This window comes from Stagnimonas aquatica (genome assembly GCF_003730135.1).
Lineage (GTDB): Bacteria > Pseudomonadota > Gammaproteobacteria > Nevskiales > Nevskiaceae > Stagnimonas > Stagnimonas aquatica.
In genome coordinates, this window is the sequence record NZ_RJVO01000004.1 from 82393 (window position 1) to 103232 (window position 20840).

Here is a 20840-nt window from a genome sequence, read left to right on the forward strand (position 1 = left end):
TCGTAATTTTTCCGGGGTCGTTCAGGCTTGGTATGGCGCAAACGAGGGGCTGGCGGGCGGGATCGAAAACGGAACGCGGCTTCCGGCGGGCACTCATGTGCTTTCAAAACTGGGTCGATGATGCCCCGCCTCCCGGTCGGCAGCGCGGGTTCACCGTTATCGAATTGCTGGTGACCATCGCTGTGATGGCGATTCTTGTCGCGATGGCTGTGCCCAGCTACCGCAGCGCCATCGCCTCCAATCGGCTCTCAGTGGCTTCCTACGACTACTTCCTGGCCGTCAGCGAGGCGCGGGTGGAAGCCGTGCGCCGGAACACCAGCACCCAGGTCTGCGCCGCGTCCGGCAATGGTAGCGGCGCGCTGGCTACCGCCTGCGGCACCACCAACACGGGCGCCGTGTATGCACTTGATTCCAGTGGCGCGGCCTTCCTGTTACGCGCGGCGCCGGAAATTCCCTCCGATATCGAGGTCGCCAACGTCGCTGCCCTGCGTTATTCCGCGCAAGGCCTGGCCCGCGCGCCGGGCTCCACCACGCCGTACCGTGGTCGCTTGGTGGACCTGAAATCCAGCGCGCTTAGCGCCAATGGTCACCGCTGCATTTACATGACTGCCGGGATTCTCCTTAAGACCTGTTCCAATACGGCCGCCTGCGATGCCAATACCGAGCCCAGTGACTGCCAGTGAGACCCGCTGCGCCGGACTCGGCCAAGGTGCCGTCCTGGGGCGAGCCCAGGGTGGTGCCGGTCTGGTCGAGGTTCTGGTCGCGGTGCTGGTTTTGTCGATCGGCTTGTTGGGGATCGCCCTGGTGCAATCCCGCTCGCTGTCGAGCAACAACAGCAGCATGACGCGCTCCATGGCTGTGGCCGCGAGTTATTCGATCCTGGACTCCATGCGGGCTGATCGGGCGCAAGCGGTACTCGGCGCCTACAACCACGACAACACTGCTCCGCTCAAGGCGAACGACTGCCCGGCCGCTGGCAGTAGTCTGGCTAGCCGGCAACTCAACCTCTGGTGCAGCAACGAACTGGCAGCCCGTCTGGGGGAGAGTGCCGAAGCCGAGATTGTTTGCGACGCGCAAGGTGTTTGTACGGTGACCATCACATTCTTCACCCTGGACTGCGGACGTGCCGGCGACGGCCAGACGAACGATGCTCTGTGTACCCAGACGCTTTCCGAGGGTAGAGGGCAACGGATATTCACGCAGGCGATGCTATGAGTCCGATCCTCTCCCTTCAACGGCAGCGCGGGTTCAACCTGATCGAGTTGATGATCGCCCTGGTCATTGGCCTGATCGTGGTGCTGGGGGCGAGCAGCGTTTTCCTTTCCAACAAGCAGTCCTACCGGACCAATTCCGCGATTGGTCAAATCCAGGAGAACGCCCGTATTGCCTTCGAGTTGCTGACCCGTGATTTGCGCCAGGCACGTCTGACCGGCTGCGGGAACCAGACGACGACAGCCAATCTGCTCAGTAACAACACGACCTTGTGGTACGCCAACTTTGCCGGCAACGGTCTTATCGCCTATGACGGCGGTACTGCGGACAGCAATCCCGCCTTGACGACCGGCACCGCCTCCGGCAACCACCGGGCGGGAACTGACAACCTCACCTTGATCGGGGCTTCGGACCTGGCTTACAGCCTGGCCACGCATGACGCCGCCACCAGCAAGATCACGCTCAACGAAACCAATCCAGAACTCTCGGTGGGAGACCTCGTGGTCATCTGCGATACCGCCCAGGCCGATATCGCGCAGATCACCAGCACTACCGGGGGAGTGTACTTGGCGACCGGTACCGGAACCCCGGGCAATACTGCCGCGCTGTCGAAAACCTATCTGCGAAATGCGCAGGTCTCTGCGTTGAAATCGGTGACTTGGTACATCGGCTGCAATCCGCTGACCGCGCTGTCTTGCGATCCGAACCGAGGCGGCACCTCCCTGTATCGCATGGCGGCGGTTGGTGCGGCGGGGCCAACGGTTTCGTTGCAAGCCCAGGAGATGGTGCGCGGTGTGGCGGCGATGGATCTCACCTTTCTCAATACCTCCGCGACCGACTACGTCGACGCCAACGCCATCGCCGCGGCAACCTGGCCGCTGAACACCGTATCGGCGGTCCGCGTCAGCCTGCGCCTGGTGGCCGAGGATCGCTCCAGCCGGGATGCGATGAGTTCCAGCGACACCCTGCAGGCCAACGCGATGATCTTCCGCGACCTCAATACCGTCGTCGCCTTGCGCAACCCACCGATCTGATGACCATGCGCGCGCCCTTCGCCTTTCATCACCCAACACGTTCAAGGCACTTCGCAGACGGTCAGCGCGGAGTGGCGCTGGCAGTCTCCTTGTTCCTGCTGATTCTGGTGACCCTGATCGGCTTGGCGGCCATTCGCGGCACCACCATCCAGCAGCGGATGACCGCCAATTTCTATGACCGCGAGATTGCCTTTCAGAGCGCCGAGGCGGGCTTGCGTGCCGGAGAAGCCTACCTGAGCGACCCTGGTTCGCCGCTGGTCGATGGAGTGGACTTTCGCAATTGTCAGGACGGCGATACCTGCTTGGCGAATCCGTTCGCCGACAGCGGGCTGGGCACCGGCTTCATAAAAACGGTCGATACCGACGATTACGACGTGTCGGACACCAACGCGCCTGGCCAGCCTCAGTTCGTCATCGAGCTGATCTGCCTGAACAATGCCTGCAGCGCAGGGGCCGGCTCTACCGGCAACTGCCAGTCGGCCAACTGTCAGTCCTATGGCACTGAAAACACCGCTGCTGCGGACTTCGCCTACTACCGGATCACCGCACGCAGCGGCGACCCAGGCAGCGAGGCAGGCACCAACCGGGCCGTTGTCATTCTGCAAGCGGTTTTCCAGGTTCCATTGTCGTGACCCCATCAGACAGGAGTACCGCCATGCCCAGGCACAAGCATGCAAGTCTGGTTTCTAGCCACTACTTCTGGCTCGCGCTGGGCATGGTGGTGTGGCTCTGGTGTCTGCCAGGGCGGGCGGATGTATTTGTTGACAGCACGCCCCTGTCCAAGCCCAACACCGTGCCTGGCAATTTGGTCTTGGTGCCGTCGGTGGAATGGCCGACGGTGGTCACTCAGGCCAACGATCCGGGACAGGGTGACGGTAGCGCGGTCTACACGACCGCGCCGGTCACGACCTGTCCGGGCGGTTTCACACTGACCAGTGGGTCTTGCCAGAAGTCGGTGCCCGCGACTGGAAGTTGCACGTCGCCTTACAACTTGAGCGGCAGTTCTTGTCAGCAGACAACCACACCGAATTCCACAACTACTTATTCGTGCCCGACCAATTTCTCTCCGAGCAGTGGCGTTACCAGCGGCACGACCTGCTCCAGGACCAAGTCCAGTGGTACCTATACTTCATCGGAATGTTCCGGTTTCGGTACCGGTTACAGCAGATCCAACAGCAATAGAACCTGCTCCGGACCTTCCATCTCCTCAACTAGCTACTCGTGTCCGTCTGGTTACCTGCCGTCCAGTGGCGTCACCAGCAGCACCACCTGCACACAGACTGGTCCAAGTCCGACGTATTCCTGTGCGAGTGGCACGCTCACCGGTACCAATTGCGTCACCACGGTGAGCGGCACGACCAGAACCATTCCATACGCAGGCTACTTCAACAGCGAGCTTTGCTACGCCTATTACTATGCCGTGGAGGAAAAGAACCGCTACTTCTACCCCGTCTCAAATACGACGACCGACGGTTCGGGTAACGCCTACCTTTGCGTTGGGCAAACCGGCGGGACTCCCGTCCAGAAGCTCTGGAGCGGCAACTTCCTCAATTGGGCCTCGATGCAGGCCATTGATACCTTCCGTCTGGCGTTGACGGGTGGTTACCGTGTTCATCGGCCGGCTGACGGCACGCCGCCTTCGGTCACTATCACTGGGTCGGATGGTGTCAGCGTCACCAAAACCACCAGTGAAATGCCCGGGACCACCTACTTGGAAAAGGGCAACTCTGATCGCTGGGATAACGGTTACACCAAACTGCGGCAATTGACTGCGGATGTGGCCAGTGCCACCCCCTCTGCGACGTCAAGCTTTCGGACGCGCATCGGCGCTTTACGTAACCAGATGTGGTTTATTCCCAACAGCAGCGGTGCGCTGGGGGATTCCGAGAGCTACAGCGACCCACAGGCGATCCCCTTGCCGGTGGCGGATGGGGCTCAGACGACCAGTGACGGTGATGGACCGGCCATACCCTACAACCCCGCTTACAACACCCTTCCCGACCTTGCCACTGCGAGCAATACGAATAGCACGCCCTGCGGCACAAGCCCGAGCGAGTATGGCTGCTCGATAGCAACCTGGAGTTGCCTGAACGGTGGCGCCAACGGCAACGCTACCACCACAACCGGCGACACCGACGGCACCTGTGCGTCGACGACGACGAAGGCGGCGTGTCCGACATCTGGCAATGTCTACTACAACTCCAGCACTCAGAAGTGCCAGCCAAGTTCGACCAGCACGACGGGAGCAACCGCGAACCTTTGCACGACTCCGTTTACAGGCTTGCCTACCAGTTCCGGCTCAGGCAGGACTTGCTCCTTCACCACTTACGCAGGCACCGCCGCGACCTACGCGCATGCCGGCAAAGACGCGATCTATGCCGTCAGCGTTCGTGTACAGGTTTGCGACGGCACCCTGGATACCCGCAGCCTTTGCACGAAGTACGGTAGCTACCACAAGCCCGAGGGCCTGCTTCAGAAGAACGCCAAGAAGATCCGTTACGGCCTGTTCAGCTATCTGACCGAGACGGGGCAACAGCGCCAGGGTGGTGTGATGCGTGCCCGCCAGAAGCTCATCGGCCCGGTGGTTTCGGGCGAGAAGCCATACCCGGACAAGGCCGCGCGCATCGCGGGCATCGACAACCCGGAATGGGATTCAGCGACCGGCGTGTTCATCGACAATCCTGACGACGGCGACGCGACAGCGACCAACACCAACATCGGCAACTGCGGCAGCAGCGCGCCAGACAGCAGCCAGTGTGTGGTCAAGTACAGCGGTGTCATCAACTACCTGAACCGTTTCGGCCAGATATTGACTGGTCAGTCGACGCTCAAGTCCTTCGACAATCTCACCGAGATGTATTACACGGCCCTCCGCTATCTACGTGGCCTGGCCAACATCTCCAGTTTCAGTGATCTGACCAAGCTGGCGAGTTCGGACTTGTCGGGCTCCGGGGCCTTGGCGAAATACCAGAACGCCGATGGTTTGCCGGTGATCAACGACTGGTACAAGACTGGCGCCAACGCCAGCGTCACGGCCTGGACAGCCAGCACCCCGGCCCGTTCGACGGGCACCGACGGAGACCCGATGCTTTACCAGTGTCAGACCTCGGTCGTGCTGGGCATCGGTGATACCCACACCAACAATGAAGACGATACCGCCGATCTGACCAAGGACAGCACTACCACCAACACACAGGCCGCCGATGGCGGCACCTGGCGCGGGTATACCGAGTTCAACAGTGGCGGCAACGGCCGGGGAAATCTTGCCGGCCTTGCCTACTGGGCGCACCTCAACGATCTGCGCACCGATGTGCCCAACACCGAAGTAGCGAATAAGACGCAGGGTTCGCGGCGTGGTCAGATCATCTCCACCTTTTGGGTGGACGTGGTTGAGCAGAACGACCTTTACGCCACGACCACCAACCAGTTCTACAACGCGACCAAGTACGGTGGATACAACATCCCGGTTGATGACTGGAACGCCAACGGCAATGCCACCCGGCATGACGCCGCATGGTTCAACAGCAACCAGGCCACATGGACGTCAGCGACGCAGACGGTCAAGGTCGAGACCGGGCTGGGTGGTAGCGGAGACTACTACCAGCCCAACAACATGTATCTGGCCAACAACGGCCAGAAGATGATTGACGGGCTGAACGCCGCCTTCTCAAAAATTGTCGAGGATCTCGCTGGTTCGGGCGCCTCGCTGGCAGCGAACAGCACGAAGCTCGATACCGGCACGACGACCTATCAGGCTGTCTACTACACCGGCGACTGGCGTGGCGACGTCAAGGCGTTCCCTGTGAGTGGGACGGGTACCATCTCCACGACCGCGGTCTGGGAAGCTTCGAAGCGGCTGCCAGCGGCCTCCGCCCGTAACATCGTGACCTGCACTGGCTCCGGCACCTGCTCCAGCAGTGTGTCCTTCAAGACGACCACGACCTTCGATACCAAGAATTATCTCTGTGCCAACTCGGCTGCCTGTGGTTCGGGGGAGGCCGACAGTCTCATCAATTACCTGCGCGGCACCAGTGTCAGCACTCTGCGCCTGCGGTCCACGGCCTTGGGCGACATCGTCAACTCGCAGCCGGTATTTTCCGGGTCGCCAAACCCCAACCTGTATAACGGCCGGAACTTCGCATCGGCCTACCGGACGTTCGCCAACCATTCCGACGTCAAGACTCGAAAGAAGATGATCTACGTGGCGGCGAACGACGGCATGGTGCACGCGTTTAGCGCCGAGGCGACGTCATTCACCGCGACTATCGACAGCGTCAGCACCAACGTTCTCCCTGGCCAGGAGGTGTTCGCCTATCTGCCAAGGGCCGTTATCAAGAGCGGACTTCGCAAGATTTCTGCTGCCGACTACGGTGATACCACCAACCCTCACCAGTTCTGGAACGATGGCGAACTGGTGGTGGCAGATGTCGAATGCGCCACCGCCTGCCCGAACGCCGTGGGAGGTTGGGCTACCGTGCTGGTGGGTACCACGGGGCGTGGGCCGTCCAAGGCGGTCTATGCCCTGGATGTCACCGACCCGACTGATATTCAACTGCTATGGGAGCGCTCTTCGGCCGACGGCGTCACTGGCAGCGACTACATCGGTCAGGTTGTCGGCAAGCCGGTGATCGCGAGGGTCAGTAGTGCCGGCGGTTGGGCGGTGCTGATGGGCAACGGCTACAACAGCACCCAGAATGCGCCGGCGCTCTTGCAGTTCAACATCACCGATGGGACTTTGAGTGTCTACACCACCGGTGGTAGCGCAGACGATGGCCTTGCTCCACCCGCAGTCTGGATCAAGGACGCCAATGTCAGCAGCAATGTCAGCAGCGAGGCCTATGCCGGTGATCTGAACGGTAACGTCTGGGGATTCACCTTGACGGCATCGGGCGGCGGTGCCGGCACCAAGCTCTTCATCGCCAAGGACCGCGACGGTAGTGGTTTCAAGCTGCAGCCCATCACCTCGGGCATGCTGGTCGCCAAGAATCCGGAGGACAATCAGGTCTGGGTCTTCTTTGGCACCGGCTCGTTCCTGTCCAGTTTCAAGGCAACCGATGGCTTGCAGACCTGGTACGGCCTGATCGTTCAGGGTGCCGACAAGGTCAGTTGCACTGGTTCCAGTAGTTGCTCGGCGCGTTCGGCGCTGCGTCAGCGCAGTATCGTCGCTGAAAGCGCGGCCTCGAACACCAGCCTTGCCGCGCGTGCGATCAGTGCCTCCACCGCTAGCGATATGGTCGGCAAGAAGGGTTGGTTCATCGACCTGAAGCTGAGTGGTGGGTCCGAGAAGGGTGAGCGCATGATTACCTCCAACCAGTTCTACGGGTATCTGTTGGTCGGAACTACGCGTCTACCCACGACCGGTGATCCCTGCAATCCTTCCGGTAGTGGTTGGGTGATGGCGATCTACCCCTTCACCGGAGCGCCGCCGAGTACCGCGTTCTTCGACGTGAACAGCAGCGGAATCTTCACGGATGATCGAGTGATCGCCGCCGATGGAACTTCCTACGTGGCGGCTGGTGTCGGGTTTGGCGCCATTCCGAACAACCCGATCTTCGTCGGGCACACCATGATGATGAGTTTCGACAATGCGACTACCGGCAGCCTAAATGTCCGCCCCACCGGCGCGGGTGTGGCGGCACGCTTGTCCTGGCGTGAACTGGTGGGACAATGACAGTCGCCAGTTTTTCGCAAACCTCCGTCGATATGAGAAAGCACTGCCAACAAAGCCCCGTTAACGCCGCGCTCTTGCCGCAAGCCACGAGTACGGGAGGAGCACAGCATCGGTCTCAGTTCGGCTTCAGCTTGATCGAACTGATGATCACGGTGGTGATTGTCTCGATCCTTGCCGCCATCGCGATCCCGTCCTACAGCAATTCCGTCACCAAGTCCCGGCGTCGCGCGGCCGAGGCCTGTCTCTCCATCTATGTCCAGTACATGGAGCGCTTCTATACGGCGAACATGCGCTACGACAAAAGGGTGGATAGCACCGATAACACCTTGCCTGCCTTTGACTGCGCTTCCAACCAGAACACTGGCAACGATTACACCTATTCATTCCCTTCGGGCTCCCCGACGCGCTCGACCTACGTTGTCCAGGCGGTTCCCAAGGGGAACCAGGCCACACGGGATACGGCTTGTGGAACGCTGACACTGAACCAGGCTGGCACGCGTGGAGCGAACGGCTCGACCGCCGCTGCGAACGTATCGAAATGCTGGTGAACCTGCTTTGGCGAGCGAAGGCGACGACGCGCTAAGGAGCGAGGCAGCGCCCGGCGTGGTCGTGATGTTCGGTGACGATCCGTCCGCTGCCGATGAGTACCAGGTCGATGGTGTTATCCGCTGGCATTCGCTCGACGCAGACGCGTACACGCCCTGCGGCGAAAGCGCCGGTCGCCGTTTCTGCTCGGCCAGTCGGCGTGAAGACCACGCGATTCCGGAACGGGCCGTTGGCTGCGACGGTCAGATAAGAGCTGCTATTCGAACGGCTCTCCAGATGCAGGCGTTCCCCTGAATCGAAGACGCCGTCCCGGTCCTGATCCTCGAAGACCAGCCATTCCTGAAGACTCCAGTCGCCGTGACAGCCGACCTCGCTGCGGCCTGCGCAGAAGGCGATGGCTCGATTGCCGCTCACCGCCAACTGTCGCGCGGTTCCGGCCGCCAGCAGGATCTGATTGCTGGTGACGGCGAGCTGGTTTCTTCTCGCCACCTGGTCGAAGGCCGGGATCGCCAAGCCCAGTAGCACGCCTGCCACGGCGACCGTGACCAGCAGCTCAAGCAAGGTGAATCCGCCTTGTCGGCAGGTCTTGTGCGAATGCCCCAACCAGCCAGAAGCAACCGGCATCCAGTTCCCGAGCATGGCCCCTCCCAGACGCAAGGGGCAGGCTCGCCGGCAGTTCTCCAGGGTTCCCAACCCCTTCGCTGCCGCCTGTCCCGGCGACTCATTTGTTGTGCCGTCGATGCTAGCCCTGTTCGGCGGGCGCGCAAAGCGGCATGCGATGAGCGGGTGGTTTGTGCTAGGACCGCAGCAGGCGCACAGCCTTGTGCAGGGCAGCAACCAACTGGTCGATGTCGTCCTCGCCGTTGTAGCAGGCGAGCGAAGCGCGGGTGGTCGCGGAGACGCCGTAGCGGGCCATCAGCGGCATGGTGCAGTGATGGCCGGTGCGCACCGCGACACCTTCCATATCGAGGATGCTGCCGACGTCCTGGGCATGGGCGCCTTCGAGCACGAAGGACAGGATGCCGCCCTTGCCGGTGGCGGTGCCGATCAGGCGCAGGCCGGGGATTTCCCGCAGACGCGGCGTGGCGTATTCGAGTACCCGATGCTCCTGCGCGGCGATCTGCTCCAGGCCCAGCGCCTCGACATAGTCCAGTGCCGCCGCCAGACCGATGGCGCCGGCCATGTCCGGCGTGCCGGCCTCGAAGCGGTAGGGCGGCTCGGCCCAGGTGCTGCCGGCAAAGCTCACGGTCTTGATCATGTCGCCGCCGCCGTGCCAGGGCGGCATCGCCTCCAGCCGCTCGCGCCGTCCCAGCAGACAGCCGAAGCCGGTGGGGCCGTAGAGCTTGTGGGCGGAGAGCGTGTAGAAGTCGGCGCCGAGCGCGGCGAAATCCACCGGCAGATGGGCGACCGCCTGCGCGCCATCGACCAGCACCGGGATGCCGCGCGCCTGCGCCTCGCGAATGATCTCCGCCACCGGGTTGACCGTGCCCAGGGTGTTGGAGACGTGCACCACGGCGATGAAGCGGGTGCGTTCGCTGAGCAGCTTCTTCCAGCCCTCGAAGTCGAGACTGCCGTCGTCGAGCACCGGCGCCGCCAGCACGCTGGCCCCGCGCTCGGCGGCGACCAGCTGCCAGGGCACGATGTTGGAGTGGTGCTCCATGCCGGTGACCAGGATCTCGTCGCCGGCCTTTAGCAGTGGCCGCAGAAAGCTGTAGGCGACCAGATTGATCGCCTCGGTGCTGCCACGGGTGAACACCACTTCCTCGCGCTGGGCATTGAAGAAGCGGGCGATGCGGTCGCGTGCGCCCTCGTACTGCGTGGTGGCACGCTCGGCCAGCTCGTGCACGGCGCGGTGCACATTGGCATTGCTGGTCTCGTAATAGCGGCTGATCGCCTCGATCACCGCGCGCGGCTTCTGGGTGGTGGCGGCATTGTCCAGATAGGCCAGGCGCTTGCCGCGCACCATCTGCGCCAGGATCGGGAAATCGGCGCGGATGCGCTCCAGCGGGTAGCTGCTATCCAGGCCGTAGCTCATGCCGGCTGCTCCGCCAGCAGGGCACGGACCTTTTGCTCGGACCAGGCGCGCAGGCCGTCCAAGGGCAGTTGGTCGAGCACCGATTGCGCGAAGGCCAGGGTCAGCAATTGCCGCGCCTCGTCGGCGCCGAGGCCACGGCTGCGCAGGTAGAAAGCCGCCGCCTCGTCGAGCTGGCCGAAGCTGGCGCCGTGCGCGCACTTCACGTCGTCGGCGTAGATCTCCAGCTCGGGCTTGGCGTCGATCTCCGCGCCGGCGCTCAGCAGCAGGCTGGCGATGCGGGTTTCGGAGTCGGTCTTGGCGGCGCCCGGCTGCACCTGCACCTTGGCGTTGAGCACCGCCTTGGCCCTGCCGGCGGCGATCAGTCGGCCGTCGCTACGACTCTCGCAGCCAGCTGCGTTGTGCCAGACATGGCTGCGCTGATCGACCTGGCTGCGGCCGGCGAGGGCGGTGAGGCCGGCCTGGCGGAATACCGCGCCAGGGGCATCGAGGTGGATGTCCAGCTCCTGGCGCACGCGGCGGCCGCCGAAGTCGAGCTGGATCAGTTCCAGCTGGGCATCGGTCGCCAGCCTGGCGCTGAGGTGCAGGGCGCGGATTGCAGCGGCATCGGCGTCCTGCAGGCAGATCAGCCGCAGCTGGCTGCCGGCGGCCAGCTCCAGCTGCAACACTGCGGTGAGCAGGGTCTCGCTCTCGCCCGCGCCAGGGGCATCCCAGAGCAGCACCGTGGCGCTGGCGCCGACATCCAGGGCCAGCCGGTGGCGGAGATGGCGCATGGTCTGCGCCCCCGTCACCTGCTGAACGATGGCGAACGGCCGCTGGGCCTGGCCCTGCAAGGTCTTTTCCACCCCTTCGGTGGCGAAGGCCAGGTTCAGCGCGTCGAGTGCGAAAGCGGGGCAGGGTGTGGGCGTGTGCACCGGCCGCAGGGGCAGGGGCTGCACGGTGTCGAGCGTGAAGCTCGGCTCGGCCCCAGCGGAGGCCAGGGGAAACTCGCGTTCCGCCAGCGCGCTCCAGTCGCTGTAGTGCCAGCTCTCCAGCCGGGGCCCGGGGAAGCCCTCGGCCGCGAACCGCTCCAGCGCGGCCTGGCGCCGCTCCTGCTCGTCCGCCGGCAGCGCCAGGCGGGAGGTGTCGAAGAAGCTCATGGTCGGTCCGGCCCTCAGGCGGCTTCCAGCCAGCCGTAGCCCTTTTCTTCCAGTTCCAGCGCCAGTTCCGGGCCGCCGGTCTTGACGATGCGGCCGCCGGCCAGCACATGCACGTAGTCCGGCTTCACATAGTCGAGCAGGCGCTGGTAGTGCGTGACCAGCAGGGTGGCGCGCTCGGGGCTGCGCAGGGTGTTGATGCCGTCGGCGACCACCTTCAGCGCGTCGATGTCGAGGCCGGAGTCGGTTTCGTCCAGAACCATCAAGGTCGGTTCCAGCACCAGCATCTGCAGAATCTCGTTGCGCTTCTTCTCGCCGCCGGAGAAGCCCTCGTTGACGCCACGCTGCAGCATCTTGGGCTCGATGCCGACCTGCTTGGCCTTGAGCTTCACATAGGCGAGGAAGCTGCCGGCGTCGAGTTCCGGCTTGCCTTCGTGCTTGAGCTTGGCATTAAGCGCGGTCTTCAGCAGAGTCATGTTGGAGACGCCAGGGATCTCCACCGGGTACTGAAAGCCCAGGAAGATGCCGCTGCGGGCGCGCACCTCCGGCTCCAGGGCGAGCAGGTCGGCGCCCTGGTAGCGCACGCTGCCGGCGGTGACGAGGTAGTCCTCATGGCCAGCCAGCACCTTGGAGAGCGTGGACTTGCCAGCACCGTTGGGGCCCATGATGGCGTGCACTTCGCCGGCCTGGATGCGCAGATTCAGACCCTTGAGGATGGCCTTGCCGGCCCCGGCGAGACGCGAAGCGGGATCGCGATCCGAGGATATTTCGGCGTGCAGGTTTTCGATGGAAAGCATGGGGTGATTTCTTCAGGGTTTCTTGTCGGCCAGCAGCTGTCCGCCGCTGGCCCAGTTGTGCTTGGCGACGTCTTCGATGACGACCGTGATACTGGTTTCGCTACAGCCGCAGATGCGCGCCAGCTCGCGGGTGTAGACCGCCACCAGCTCGCGCTTCTGTTCCAGGCTGCGGCCTTCCAGCATTTCGACGCGGACGATGGGCATCAGCCGACCGCTCCTTCCAGCGACACCGCCAGGAGCTTGCCGGCCTCGACCGCGAACTCCATCGGCAGCTCGCGGAACACGTCCTTGCAGAAGCCGTTGACGATCATGCTCACCGCGTCCTCTTCCCCAATGCCGCGCGAGCGCAGGTAGAAGAGCTGGTCTTCGCCGATCTTGCTGGTGGTGGCCTCGTGTTCGAGTTTGGCGCTGGGGTTGCGCACTTCCGTGTAGGGGAAGGTGTGGGCGCCGCAGTGGGAGCCGATCAGCAGCGAGTCGCACTGGGTGTGATTGCGCGCGCCGGAAGCACCCGGCAGCACCCGCACCAGGCCGCGATAGGACTGCTGGCCGTGGCCGGCGGCAATGCCCTTGCTGACGATGGTCGAGCGGGTGTTCTTGCCGATGTGGATCATCTTGGTGCCGGTATCGGCCTGCTGGCGATGGTGGGTCAGCGCCACGCTGTAGAACTCGCCAATGGAATTGTCGCCGCGCAGCACGCAGCTCGGGTATTTCCAGGTGATCGCCGAGCCGGTCTCGACCTGGGTCCAACTGATCTTGCTGTTGGCGCCCCGGCACTCGCCGCGCTTGGTGACGAAGTTGTAGATGCCGCCGACGCCGTTCTCGTCGCCGGGATACCAGTTCTGCACGGTCGAATACTTGATCTCGGCGCGCTCCAGCGCCACCAGTTCCACCACGGCGGCATGCAGCTGGTTCTCGTCGCGCTGCGGCGCGGTGCAGCCTTCGAGATACGAAACCTGCGCGTCGTCCTCGCAGATGATGAGCGTGCGCTCGAACTGGCCGGTGTTCTTCTCGTTGATGCGGAAATAGGTCGACAGTTCCATCGGGCAGCGCACGCCCTTGGGCACGAATACGAAACTGCCGTCGGTGAACACCGCCGAGTTGAGCGCGGCGTAATAGTTGTCGTTGATGCCGACCACGGTGCCGAGATACTGCTGCACCAGCTCCGGGTATTCGCGGACCGCTTCGGAGATCGGGCAGAAGATCACCCCTGCTTCCTTGAGCTTGGCCTTGAAGGTAGTCGCTACCGACACCGAGTCGAACACCACGTCCATGGCGATGTTGCTGGACTGCACGCCGGCCAGCATCGCCTGCTCCTGCAGCGGGATGCCGAGCTTCTTGTAGGTCTCCAGCAGCTTCGGGTCGACCTCGTCCAGCGACTTCGGCCCGTCCTTGTGGCTCTTCGGCTGCGAGTAATAGCTGATCGCCTGCAAGTCGATGGGCGGCACCTTGAGCTGCGCCCAGTCCGGCGGTGTCAGCTTGAGCCAGTTCTGGTAGGCCTTGAGCCGCCAGGCCAGCAGCCACTCCGGCTCGCCCTTGCGCGCCGAGATCAGGCGGATCACGTCTTCGGAAAGGCCGGGTGCGACGGTGTCGGAGGCGATGTCGGTGACAAAGCCGGCGCTGTATTCGCGGCGGGCGGCGATGGCTTCGGCGACGTCGGCCTGGATGGCCTTGGGCTTGAGTTCAGCGGCGGCGGACATGGGCACGCACCTGGCTAGTCGGACGACTGTTGGCTGGGTGAAAAAGGATCGGCACCTCGGTCAGTGGGACCTCGGCGGGGCGTCGTGGCGTGGCAGACAGCGAGGCGGCCATGTCGGCCAGCGTCACCGCTTCCAGCGCCTGGGTGACGGCAGCATTGATGAGTCGGAACGGTGCGCGGGCGGCACAGCCGACCTCGATGGCACAGCCGCCGTCGTGCACCGCGCAATCGGTGACCGCGATCGGCCCTTCCAGGGCGCGGATCACGTCGGCGACGGTGACCAGCCCCGGCGCGCGTGCCAGGCGGTAGCCACCGTGGGCGCCGCGCGCGGACTGAACCAGGCCGCCTTTCTGCAACTGCTTCAGCAGCTTGGCGACGGTCGGCGCGGCCACCGAGGTGCGCCCGGACAGCTCCAGTGCCGCATGCAGGCGCTCCGGCTCGGCGGCCATGGCCGCCAGCAGCACGGTGGCGTAGTCAGTGAGTTTGCCGAGCTTGAGCACGTAAAGAAGACCAAAGCAGTCCGGTTTTCGGGGCGCGCAGTGTAGGCCTGCGATTCCCCGGCTTCAAGCCGGCGTCGGGCGGGTGGGGTGCGTCGCTATCATGAGCCCATGAGCACTCCCGAAAATCTGGCCTGGGATGTCCCAAGGCCCTACACCGAAACCGTGCTGGTCGGCCCCGAGCACCTCGATGCGTTCGGCCACACCAATAACGTGGTGTACCTGCAATGGCTGGAGCGGGTCGCCTGGTCGCACTCCACTGCACTGGGCCTGGACTGGGCGGCCTACCAGCGCCTGGGCGCCGGCTGCGTGGCGCGGCGCCACGAGCTGGACTATCTGGCGGCAACGTTTGCCGGCCAGACCCTGCGGCTGGGCACCTGGATCCACGAGAACGACGGTCGCCTGAGCATGTGGCGGCGCTACCAGATCATCCGCGTCGATGATGGCAAGACCGTGCTGCGGGGACAGACGCACTGGGTATGCATCGACCCTGCCAGCGGCCGGCCCAAGCGCCAGCCAGCAGCATTTATCGAGGCCTATCGCGCCGGGCGTGGCGCCATCGACTGAAGAGGCTGCTAGACCAGCCAGACCAGGCGCGGCGCCTCGCCGAGCCGGGCGGCGACGAAGGCGTTCTGGTGGAAGCGGGCGGCCAGATCGTGCAGCCATAGCGGCTCGGCGTCGGCGACCAGAAAGCCCGGCTCGTCCGGCCAGCTGCCCGAGGGGGCGTGATTGATGGCCTGCAACCAGCGGTCGTCGCGGCCGGCGAGGGCGTCGCGCAGCTCGTGGTAGTAGAAGCTGTTCAGCTCCTCGGTGGCTTCCTGCGAGCGCGGATTGCAGGGCGTGAGGATGGCCCACTCCCGGCGCACCGGCAGGCTGCGGCGCAGCAGGGCCTCGGCCACCGGGTCGTGCTCGCCGATGCGGAACACCACCTGGTGCTCGGGCAGGGCGACCTGGTAGTCGGTCTTGCGATACGCCTGCTCCAGGCGCTGGCGCTGGCTGCGGGGCAGGAGATGGGCAGGGATCATGGTGTGTCCGTCTTCGCGGCGCGCAGCAAGAGCTGCTCGAAAAGGAGGCTCAGGGTGTCGAGCTGGTCGTTGAGGCCGTGGTCGGAGTCCAGCAGGTGCAGCGCCGCGCGGTGACGCTGGGCGAAGCGCAGGCCGCGCTCCACTGGCACGATGTCGTCGCGCCAGCCGTGCACCACGCTGGCGAGCGCGGGGATGCCTTCGGGTTCCTCGTCCCAACCGGGGAAGTACAGGGCGGGGGCCATCAGGAACAGGGCCTGCGGCCGCAGTTGCGCGCAGGCCATCGCGCTCACATAGCCGCCCATGCTGGAGCCCGCCAGCACGAGGCTTTGAACGGCCTGCGGTGCCAGCGCGTGCAGCTCGCGCAGGCGCTGGTGAGGGTCATGGCTGTGGCTATAATCCGGACTGATCACCGCGTAGCCGCAGCGCTTCGCCACTTCGGCGAGACGCGTGATCTTGGTCCCCCAAGGCCCGCTCTCCTTGCCATGCGCGAACACGACCAGACGTTCGGGCAGCGGCATGGGTGTAGTCCTCGCGGGTGGTGATGGGCAGCTGTACAGGAGTCAGCCACCAAGATGATAGCGAAAGCGCGCAAGTCCACGGCGGCAAGCGAAAGCCGCAGCCCCGCACGCCGGCCGCGTCGCGGCGATCCGCTCGAGGTGCGTCTGAGTCTGAAGGTCCGTTTCGGCGAGGAGCCGGGCGAGTCGGTGGTGCTGATGAAGGACCGCCAGGTGCCGATGGTCGACAGTGTGTTCCAGAACCGCGACCGCATCCTGCGTGGCTTCACCATGCTGCTGCTGAAGGCCTCGCTGGCGCAGCCCAAGGTGGTCCGTGAAGTGTTCCCCGCGCTGAAGCTGATGGGTCGGCTGCGCAACAGGAAGAAAGACTGAAATCCCCATGCTGCGTTACCTGTTCATCCTCGATGTAGCCATTGCCGTGCTCGGCGCTTCCATGGTGATCGGCGTCGGTGTCAGCGCCCTGCTGCTCGGCTGGTATCTCGACACTGCACCGGAATACCGGGACCAGGTGTTCACCCTGGTGGAGCTGACCTTGGTCTACCTGTCGGCGACCGTCGCCGCCGGCCTCGCCGCCTGGGGCTTGCGCCGGCAGCGGTCCTGGCACTGGCTGGCCCAGGCGGCGCTGCTGCTGGCCGGCTTCGGCTCCTATCTCGTCTCCATCACCAGTCTGAGCGCCCAATGACCGTCCACCTCCTCGCCATCTCCGGCAGTGCCCGCCGCGACTCCTACAACCGCAAGCTGCTGGCCGCGATGGTCGAGGGCGCCCGCGCCGCCGGCGCCAGTGTCGAGGTGCTGGACTGGTCGGTCCACCCGCTGCCGATCATGGACGAGGATCTGGAGGCGGCCGGAATTCCCGAGGCGGCGCCCCGGCTGAAGGCGGCTTTCCGCGCCGCCGATGGCTATCTGATCGCCACGCCGGAAAACAACGGTGGCTACCCGGCGCTGCTGAAGAACGCGCTCGACTGGGCCAGCCGCGGTCTCGGCGACCCGCCCGGCGCCGGCTCTGTCTACAAGAACAAGACGGCGGTGGTGGCCGGTGCCACGCCCGGTCGCTGGGGCGCGGTGCGCTCGATCCGCCAGTTGCGTGAGGTGCTCGGCTATCTCGGCTGCATCGTGCTGCCGGACACGGTATCGGTTAACGATGCCGGCAAGGCCTTCGACGCCGAAGGTGGCCTGATCGACGCCAAGACCCGTGTGCTGGCCCAGGGTCTGGGCGCCGCGCTGGCGCGTGCCACGCAGGCGCTCAAGCAATGAGTCAGCCTGCCGCCCACCTGCCGCAGCGGCCGCCGCGTGCCTTTGAATGGCGGGCTTTCATCCCGCTCTCGGCAGCCATCGCCTGGTTGGGCGGCGGCAGCGGCTGGGCCTGGTGGCTGTGCGCGGCGCTGCCGGTGGCCTATCTGCTGACCGCCTCGGTGGCGCTGTTCGCCAAGATTCACGATCTGCGCGTGCATCAGTTGCACGCGGCAGGCGGCTTTCTCGGCAGCCTGCTGGCGATTCCGGCGCTGTTCATCGGCGGCGGCGAGGCCTTGTTCGCCGGGGCGCTGTCGGCCTGGGCCTTCGTGACCGCTGGCCGCATCGCGGTGGAGTACGAGCCGCGCTACCACGGCGCCAGTGAGCCGGAGGCTCGGCTTTCGGTCGATGCCAAGGCGGCGCTGGACGAGACCGTGCTGGCCTACTTCGTCGGGGTTGCCAAGGTGCCGGCCGGCAGTTCCGCCGAGGCCATGTGCCTGGAGGCCCTGCGGCTGGAAGCCGTGCTCAAGGAGCAGGGCTGGGCCGGCGACATCGACAGCTATCACCAGACGCCACGTGCGCCGGAGGCGGTGGTCGCCGAGCCGCAGCGCTGGCGTGGTATCGACTACGAGCGGATCAGCTACCCCAGCGGCTTCCTGCCGCGACCGGAGTTGCCCGGGGCGGCGGCCTGGGCGGCGCATCCGGCCAATCCGCGCATGCAGTTGCGGGTGTTTCGTCATGGCGGCGCACCCCGGCCCTGGCTGATGTGCATCCACGGCTACCGCATGGGCGCCGACTGGATGGACTTCAGCCTGTTCGACCCCGGCTGGCTGCACCGGAAGCTGGGCCTGAACCTGATCCTGCCGGTGCTGCCCCTGCACGGCCTGCGCCGCATCGGCCGCCAGTCCGGCGATCACTATCTCGACGGCGATCTGCTCGACCTGCTGCACGCCCAGACCCAGGCACTCTGGGACTTGCGCAAGGCGCTGGCCTGGCTGCGCGACCGCGAGCCGGGCGCGCAGGTCGGTGTCTACGGCGTCAGTCTCGGCGGTTACAACGCCTCGCTGCTGGCCACGGCGGATGCGGACTTGAGCTTTGTGGTCGGCGGTGTGCCGCTGGCCGATGTCGCCCGCGCGCTCTGGCGCAATCTGCCGCAGGTGCACGAGCGCTTCTACGCCCAGCACGGGCTCAGCGAGGCGCGTTACCGCGACATCCTGCGGCCGGTATCGCCGCTGGCGCGGCCGGCGCTGCCGGCGGCGGAGCGCCTGCATCTGTTCGCCGCCAGCGCCGACCGGCTGGTGACGCCGGACCATCCGCTCAAGCTGTCCGCCCACTGGCAGCGGCCGGTGCACTGGTACCAGGGCTCGCATCTGTCGATCCGCCGCGAGCGGGTCACCCGCGAGGTGGTGGAGCTGGCGGTGAAGAGCGCCGGCTGGAAGTAAGCCTTAAAAGGTAGGCGCAGTAGCGCGCCGCCGCTACACTGCCGGCCTGCTCAATTCCCGCACTCGTTTCTAAGGATCGGAAGCCTGTCATGACCCGCGTCGCCATCACCGGCTCCGGCCTGTTCACTCCCGCCGAATCCATCAGCAACGACGAACTGGTGGCCTGCTACAACGCCTACGCCGAGCGCGAAAACAGTCGCCACGCCGAGGCCATCGCCGCCGGCACCGCGCAGCCGCTGCCGCTGTCGTCCAGCGAGTTCATCGTCAAGGCCTCCGGCATCAAGAGCCGCTACGTGGTCGACAAGGCCGGCGTGCTCGACATCGACTTCATGCGCCCGCGCATCCGCACCCGTGGCAATGACGAGCCCTCGCTGATGGCGGAGATGGGCGCTGCCGCCGCCCGGCAGGCGCTCGCGACCGCCGGCCGCGATCCTTCGGAAGTCGACTTCATCATCTGCGCCGCCTCCAATCTGCAGCGGCCGTACCCGGCGGTGGCGGTGGAGCTTCAGCAACTGCTGGGCGCCGGCGGCTTTGCCTACGACATGAACGTCGCTTGCGCCTCGGCGGCCTTCGGCATCCAGTCGGCGGTCGACGCGGTGCGCCTGGGCAACGCCAAGTGCGCCCTGGTGATCAATCCGGAAATCTGCTCGGGGCATCTGAACTGGCGCAACCGCGATTGCCATTTCATCTTCGGTGATGCCGCCACGGCGGTGGTGATCGAGCCGCTCCACGGGGCCAAGTCCCGGGATGCCTTCGAAGTGATGGGGACCCGGCTCAAGACCCAGTTCTCCAACAACATCCGTAACAATTTCGGCTTCCTCAACGCCTCGGAAATCGAGGCGCGGCCCTGGAACGACGTGCTGTTCCAGCAGGAGGGTCGCAAGGTCTTCAAGGAAGTGGTGCCGATGGTGTCGGAGCTGCTGCTGGGTCATCTCGCCGCGCTCGGCATCGCGCCGGAGTCGGTCAAGCGCTTCTGGCTGCACCAGGCCAATCTGTCGATGAACCAGTTCATTGCCCGCAAGGTTCTGGGCCGCGACGCGACTGAAACCGAGGCGCCGGTGATCCTCGACGAGTACGCCAACACCAGTTCCGCCGGCTGCATCATCGCCTTCCACAAGCATCACGCCGACCTCGCGGCGGGCGAGTTGGGCCTGCTCAGCGGCTTCGGTGCCGGCTACTCGGCTGGCAGCGCGATCCTCCGCAAACTTTGAGCGACGCTTTTGTGACAGCCGGTCATGACCTTGTCACAAATTGCTAATAGCCTGATTTGTAGAGTTTAATCAGGCCATGGGAATGCAGAACAAACAGATTTTGGTGGTGGAAGACGAGGCGTCCATCCGCGAAATGTTGCGTTTCGCCCTGGAGCGCGCCGAGTTTCGGGTGATGCTCGCCGCCAACGCCCAGGAGGCGCGCCTGAAGATCGCCGAGGCGCAGCCGGATCTGATCCTGCTCGACTGGATGATGCCCGGCCTCTCTGGCGTGGAGTTCGCCAAGGAGCTGAAGTCCGGCGCCACCAGCAAGGACATCCCGATCATCATGGTCACCGCCCGCGCCGAAGAGGAAGACAAGGTGCGCGGCCTGAACATCGGTGCCGACGACTACGTCTCCAAGCCGTTTTCCTTCCCCGAGCTGATCGCCCGTATCCAGGCGGTGCTGCGCCGCTCGCTGCCGGGCGGCGTCGAGGAGCGGCTGGCGGTGGCCGGCCTGGAAGTCGATGCCGCCAGCCAGCGGGTCACCGCCCGTGGCGAGCCGGTCAAGCTCGGCCCCACCGAATACCGTCTCCTGCACTTCTTCATCAGCCATCCGGAGCGGGTCTACACCCGTGAGCAGGTCCTGGACCGGGTCTGGGGGCAGAACGTCTACGTCGAGGAGCGCACCGTTGACGTGCACATCCGCCGCCTGCGCAAGGCGCTGGAACCCTATGGCTACGACAACATGATCCAGACCGTGCGCGGCACCGGCTACCGTTTTTCGGACAAGGTCTGAGGTCTGGCCGGCCGCGCAGGC

At 64.9% G+C, this 20840-nt stretch carries 22 protein-coding genes; 13 read left to right on the forward strand and 9 right to left on the reverse strand.

Annotated elements, in window-relative coordinates; genetic code table 11:
• Nucleotides 1-95 precede the first annotated feature (95 nt).
• The 6 genes from ED208_RS17310 to ED208_RS17585 all read left to right on the forward strand — a co-directional run bounded on the left by ED208_RS17310 (nt 96) and on the right by ED208_RS17585 (nt 8465).
• Nucleotides 96-683 carry a pilus assembly FimT family protein gene (locus ED208_RS17310; protein ID WP_158608500.1) on the forward strand — a complete coding sequence of 196 codons (588 nt, stop codon included), beginning with the start codon at nt 96-98 and terminating at the stop codon, nt 681-683.
• On the forward strand, nt 670-1215 hold the full coding sequence (pilV, locus tag ED208_RS09960; protein WP_233574995.1) for a type IV pilus modification protein PilV: 546 nt from the start codon (nt 670-672) through the stop codon (nt 1213-1215). Before ED208_RS17310 ends, pilV begins: the two co-directional genes overlap by 14 nt.
• Complete coding sequence (locus tag ED208_RS09965) at nt 1212-2246, forward strand: PilW family protein (RefSeq protein WP_123211754.1); 1035 nt, start codon at nt 1212-1214, stop codon at nt 2244-2246. The genes pilV and ED208_RS09965 overlap by 4 nt, the downstream gene beginning before the upstream one ends.
• 5 nt (nt 2247-2251) lie before the next feature.
• Entirely contained in the window at nt 2252-2878 is a 627-nt protein-coding gene (locus ED208_RS09970; RefSeq protein WP_199720585.1) for a pilus assembly PilX family protein, read from the forward strand.
• 713 nt (nt 2879-3591) lie between these two features.
• Nucleotides 3592-7917 (forward strand): pilus assembly protein, encoded by a 4326-nt coding sequence (locus tag ED208_RS09985; RefSeq protein WP_148044726.1) that lies wholly within the window; start codon nt 3592-3594, stop codon nt 7915-7917.
• 32 nt (nt 7918-7949) lie between these two features.
• Nucleotides 7950-8465 (forward strand): type IV pilin protein, encoded by a 516-nt coding sequence (locus ED208_RS17585; protein ID WP_123211759.1) that lies wholly within the window; start codon nt 7950-7952, stop codon nt 8463-8465.
• A gap of 31 nt (nt 8466-8496) precedes the next feature.
• Here ED208_RS17585 and ED208_RS09995 read toward each other — a convergent pair whose 3' ends face one another.
• The 7 genes from ED208_RS09995 to ED208_RS10025 form a co-directional block, all read right to left on the reverse strand.
• Nucleotides 8497-9102: a GspH/FimT family pseudopilin gene (locus tag ED208_RS09995; protein WP_123211760.1), complete on the reverse strand. Its 606-nt coding sequence runs from the start codon at nt 9100-9102 to the stop codon at nt 8497-8499.
• 157 nt (nt 9103-9259) lie between these two features.
• On the reverse strand, nt 9260-10498 hold the full coding sequence (locus tag ED208_RS10000; protein WP_123211761.1) for a cysteine desulfurase: 1239 nt from the start codon (nt 10496-10498) through the stop codon (nt 9260-9262).
• Nucleotides 10495-11634, reverse strand: coding sequence for a SufB/SufD family protein (locus tag ED208_RS10005; protein ID WP_123211762.1), 1140 nt, complete (start codon nt 11632-11634; stop codon nt 10495-10497). The genes ED208_RS10000 and ED208_RS10005 overlap by 4 nt, the downstream gene beginning before the upstream one ends.
• Before the next feature lie 14 nt (nt 11635-11648).
• Nucleotides 11649-12428, reverse strand: coding sequence for a Fe-S cluster assembly ATPase SufC (gene sufC / locus ED208_RS10010; protein WP_123211763.1), 780 nt, complete (start codon nt 12426-12428; stop codon nt 11649-11651).
• A 12-nt stretch (nt 12429-12440) separates the two neighbouring features.
• Nucleotides 12441-12632: a 2-hydroxymuconate tautomerase gene (thmT, locus tag ED208_RS10015; protein ID WP_123211764.1), complete on the reverse strand. Its 192-nt coding sequence runs from the start codon at nt 12630-12632 to the stop codon at nt 12441-12443.
• Nucleotides 12632-14125 (reverse strand): Fe-S cluster assembly protein SufB, encoded by a 1494-nt coding sequence (sufB, locus tag ED208_RS10020; RefSeq protein ID WP_123211765.1) that lies wholly within the window; start codon nt 14123-14125, stop codon nt 12632-12634. The genes thmT and sufB overlap by 1 nt, the downstream gene beginning before the upstream one ends.
• On the reverse strand, nt 14109-14624 hold the full coding sequence (locus tag ED208_RS10025) for an SUF system Fe-S cluster assembly regulator (protein WP_123211766.1): 516 nt from the start codon (nt 14622-14624) through the stop codon (nt 14109-14111). Before ED208_RS10025 ends, sufB begins: the two co-directional genes overlap by 17 nt.
• A 108-nt stretch (nt 14625-14732) precedes the next feature.
• On the opposite strand from ED208_RS10025, the gene ED208_RS10030 reads away from it, so the two are divergent.
• The gene (locus ED208_RS10030) at nt 14733-15188 is read left to right on the forward strand and encodes an acyl-CoA thioesterase (protein ID WP_199720586.1); all 456 of its coding nucleotides are present in this window, start codon (nt 14733-14735) and stop codon (nt 15186-15188) included.
• Nucleotides 15189-15196: 8 nt separating this feature from the next.
• On the opposite strand, the gene ED208_RS10035 is transcribed toward ED208_RS10030, so the two are convergent.
• Together ED208_RS10035 and ED208_RS10040 are read right to left on the reverse strand one after the other, a co-directional pair.
• Entirely contained in the window at nt 15197-15646 is a 450-nt protein-coding gene (locus ED208_RS10035) for a DUF3293 domain-containing protein (protein WP_123211767.1), read from the reverse strand.
• Complete coding sequence (locus tag ED208_RS10040; protein WP_123211768.1) at nt 15643-16164, reverse strand: alpha/beta hydrolase; 522 nt, start codon at nt 16162-16164, stop codon at nt 15643-15645. The genes ED208_RS10035 and ED208_RS10040 overlap by 4 nt, the downstream gene beginning before the upstream one ends.
• Before the next feature lie 54 nt (nt 16165-16218).
• Between ED208_RS10040 and ED208_RS10045 the strand changes: the two genes are divergently transcribed.
• The 6 genes from ED208_RS10045 to phoB all read left to right on the forward strand — a co-directional run bounded on the left by ED208_RS10045 (nt 16219) and on the right by phoB (nt 20819).
• On the forward strand, nt 16219-16533 hold the full coding sequence (locus tag ED208_RS10045; protein WP_123211769.1) for a hypothetical protein: 315 nt from the start codon (nt 16219-16221) through the stop codon (nt 16531-16533).
• Nucleotides 16534-16540: 7 nt separating this feature from the next.
• Nucleotides 16541-16843 (forward strand): hypothetical protein, encoded by a 303-nt coding sequence (locus tag ED208_RS10050; RefSeq protein WP_123211770.1) that lies wholly within the window; start codon nt 16541-16543, stop codon nt 16841-16843.
• Nucleotides 16840-17415: an NADPH-dependent FMN reductase gene (locus tag ED208_RS10055; RefSeq protein WP_123211771.1), complete on the forward strand. Its 576-nt coding sequence runs from the start codon at nt 16840-16842 to the stop codon at nt 17413-17415. The genes ED208_RS10050 and ED208_RS10055 overlap by 4 nt, the downstream gene beginning before the upstream one ends.
• A complete protein-coding gene (locus tag ED208_RS10060; RefSeq protein WP_123211772.1) occupies nt 17412-18833 on the forward strand; it encodes an alpha/beta hydrolase family protein in 1422 nt (473 codons plus the stop codon). Before ED208_RS10055 ends, ED208_RS10060 begins: the two co-directional genes overlap by 4 nt.
• An 89-nt stretch (nt 18834-18922) precedes the next feature.
• Entirely contained in the window at nt 18923-20044 is a 1122-nt protein-coding gene (locus tag ED208_RS10065; protein ID WP_123211773.1) for a beta-ketoacyl-ACP synthase III, read from the forward strand.
• An 82-nt stretch (nt 20045-20126) separates the two neighbouring features.
• Nucleotides 20127-20819 (forward strand): phosphate regulon transcriptional regulator PhoB, encoded by a 693-nt coding sequence (phoB, locus tag ED208_RS10070; protein WP_199720587.1) that lies wholly within the window; start codon nt 20127-20129, stop codon nt 20817-20819.
• Nucleotides 20820-20840 lie beyond the last annotated feature (21 nt).

Coding starts and splice junctions, on each gene's coding strand:
- ED208_RS17310 (WP_158608500.1), top strand. CDS start 96: ATGTGCTTTCAAAACTGGGTCGATGATGCCCCGCCTCCCGGTCGGCAG.
- ED208_RS09965 (WP_123211754.1), top strand. CDS start 1,212: ATGAGTCCGATCCTCTCCCTTCAACGGCAGCGCGGGTTCAACCTGATC.
- ED208_RS09970 (WP_199720585.1), top strand. CDS start 2,252: ATGCGCGCGCCCTTCGCCTTTCATCACCCAACACGTTCAAGGCACTTC.
- ED208_RS17585 (WP_123211759.1), top strand. CDS start 7,950: ATGAGAAAGCACTGCCAACAAAGCCCCGTTAACGCCGCGCTCTTGCCG.
- ED208_RS09995 (WP_123211760.1), bottom strand. CDS start 9,102: ATGCTCGGGAACTGGATGCCGGTTGCTTCTGGCTGGTTGGGGCATTCG.
- ED208_RS10000 (WP_123211761.1), bottom strand. CDS start 10,498: ATGAGCTACGGCCTGGATAGCAGCTACCCGCTGGAGCGCATCCGCGCC.
- ED208_RS10005 (WP_123211762.1), bottom strand. CDS start 11,634: ATGAGCTTCTTCGACACCTCCCGCCTGGCGCTGCCGGCGGACGAGCAG.
- sufC (WP_123211763.1), bottom strand. CDS start 12,428: ATGCTTTCCATCGAAAACCTGCACGCCGAAATATCCTCGGATCGCGAT.
- thmT (WP_123211764.1), bottom strand. CDS start 12,632: ATGCCCATCGTCCGCGTCGAAATGCTGGAAGGCCGCAGCCTGGAACAG.
- sufB (WP_123211765.1), bottom strand. CDS start 14,125: ATGTCCGCCGCCGCTGAACTCAAGCCCAAGGCCATCCAGGCCGACGTC.
- ED208_RS10030 (WP_199720586.1), top strand. CDS start 14,733: ATGAGCACTCCCGAAAATCTGGCCTGGGATGTCCCAAGGCCCTACACC.
- ED208_RS10035 (WP_123211767.1), bottom strand. CDS start 15,646: ATGATCCCTGCCCATCTCCTGCCCCGCAGCCAGCGCCAGCGCCTGGAG.
- ED208_RS10040 (WP_123211768.1), bottom strand. CDS start 16,164: ATGCCGCTGCCCGAACGTCTGGTCGTGTTCGCGCATGGCAAGGAGAGC.
- ED208_RS10045 (WP_123211769.1), top strand. CDS start 16,219: ATGATAGCGAAAGCGCGCAAGTCCACGGCGGCAAGCGAAAGCCGCAGC.
- ED208_RS10050 (WP_123211770.1), top strand. CDS start 16,541: ATGCTGCGTTACCTGTTCATCCTCGATGTAGCCATTGCCGTGCTCGGC.
- ED208_RS10055 (WP_123211771.1), top strand. CDS start 16,840: ATGACCGTCCACCTCCTCGCCATCTCCGGCAGTGCCCGCCGCGACTCC.
- ED208_RS10060 (WP_123211772.1), top strand. CDS start 17,412: ATGAGTCAGCCTGCCGCCCACCTGCCGCAGCGGCCGCCGCGTGCCTTT.
- ED208_RS10065 (WP_123211773.1), top strand. CDS start 18,923: ATGACCCGCGTCGCCATCACCGGCTCCGGCCTGTTCACTCCCGCCGAA.
- phoB (WP_199720587.1), top strand. CDS start 20,127: ATGCAGAACAAACAGATTTTGGTGGTGGAAGACGAGGCGTCCATCCGC.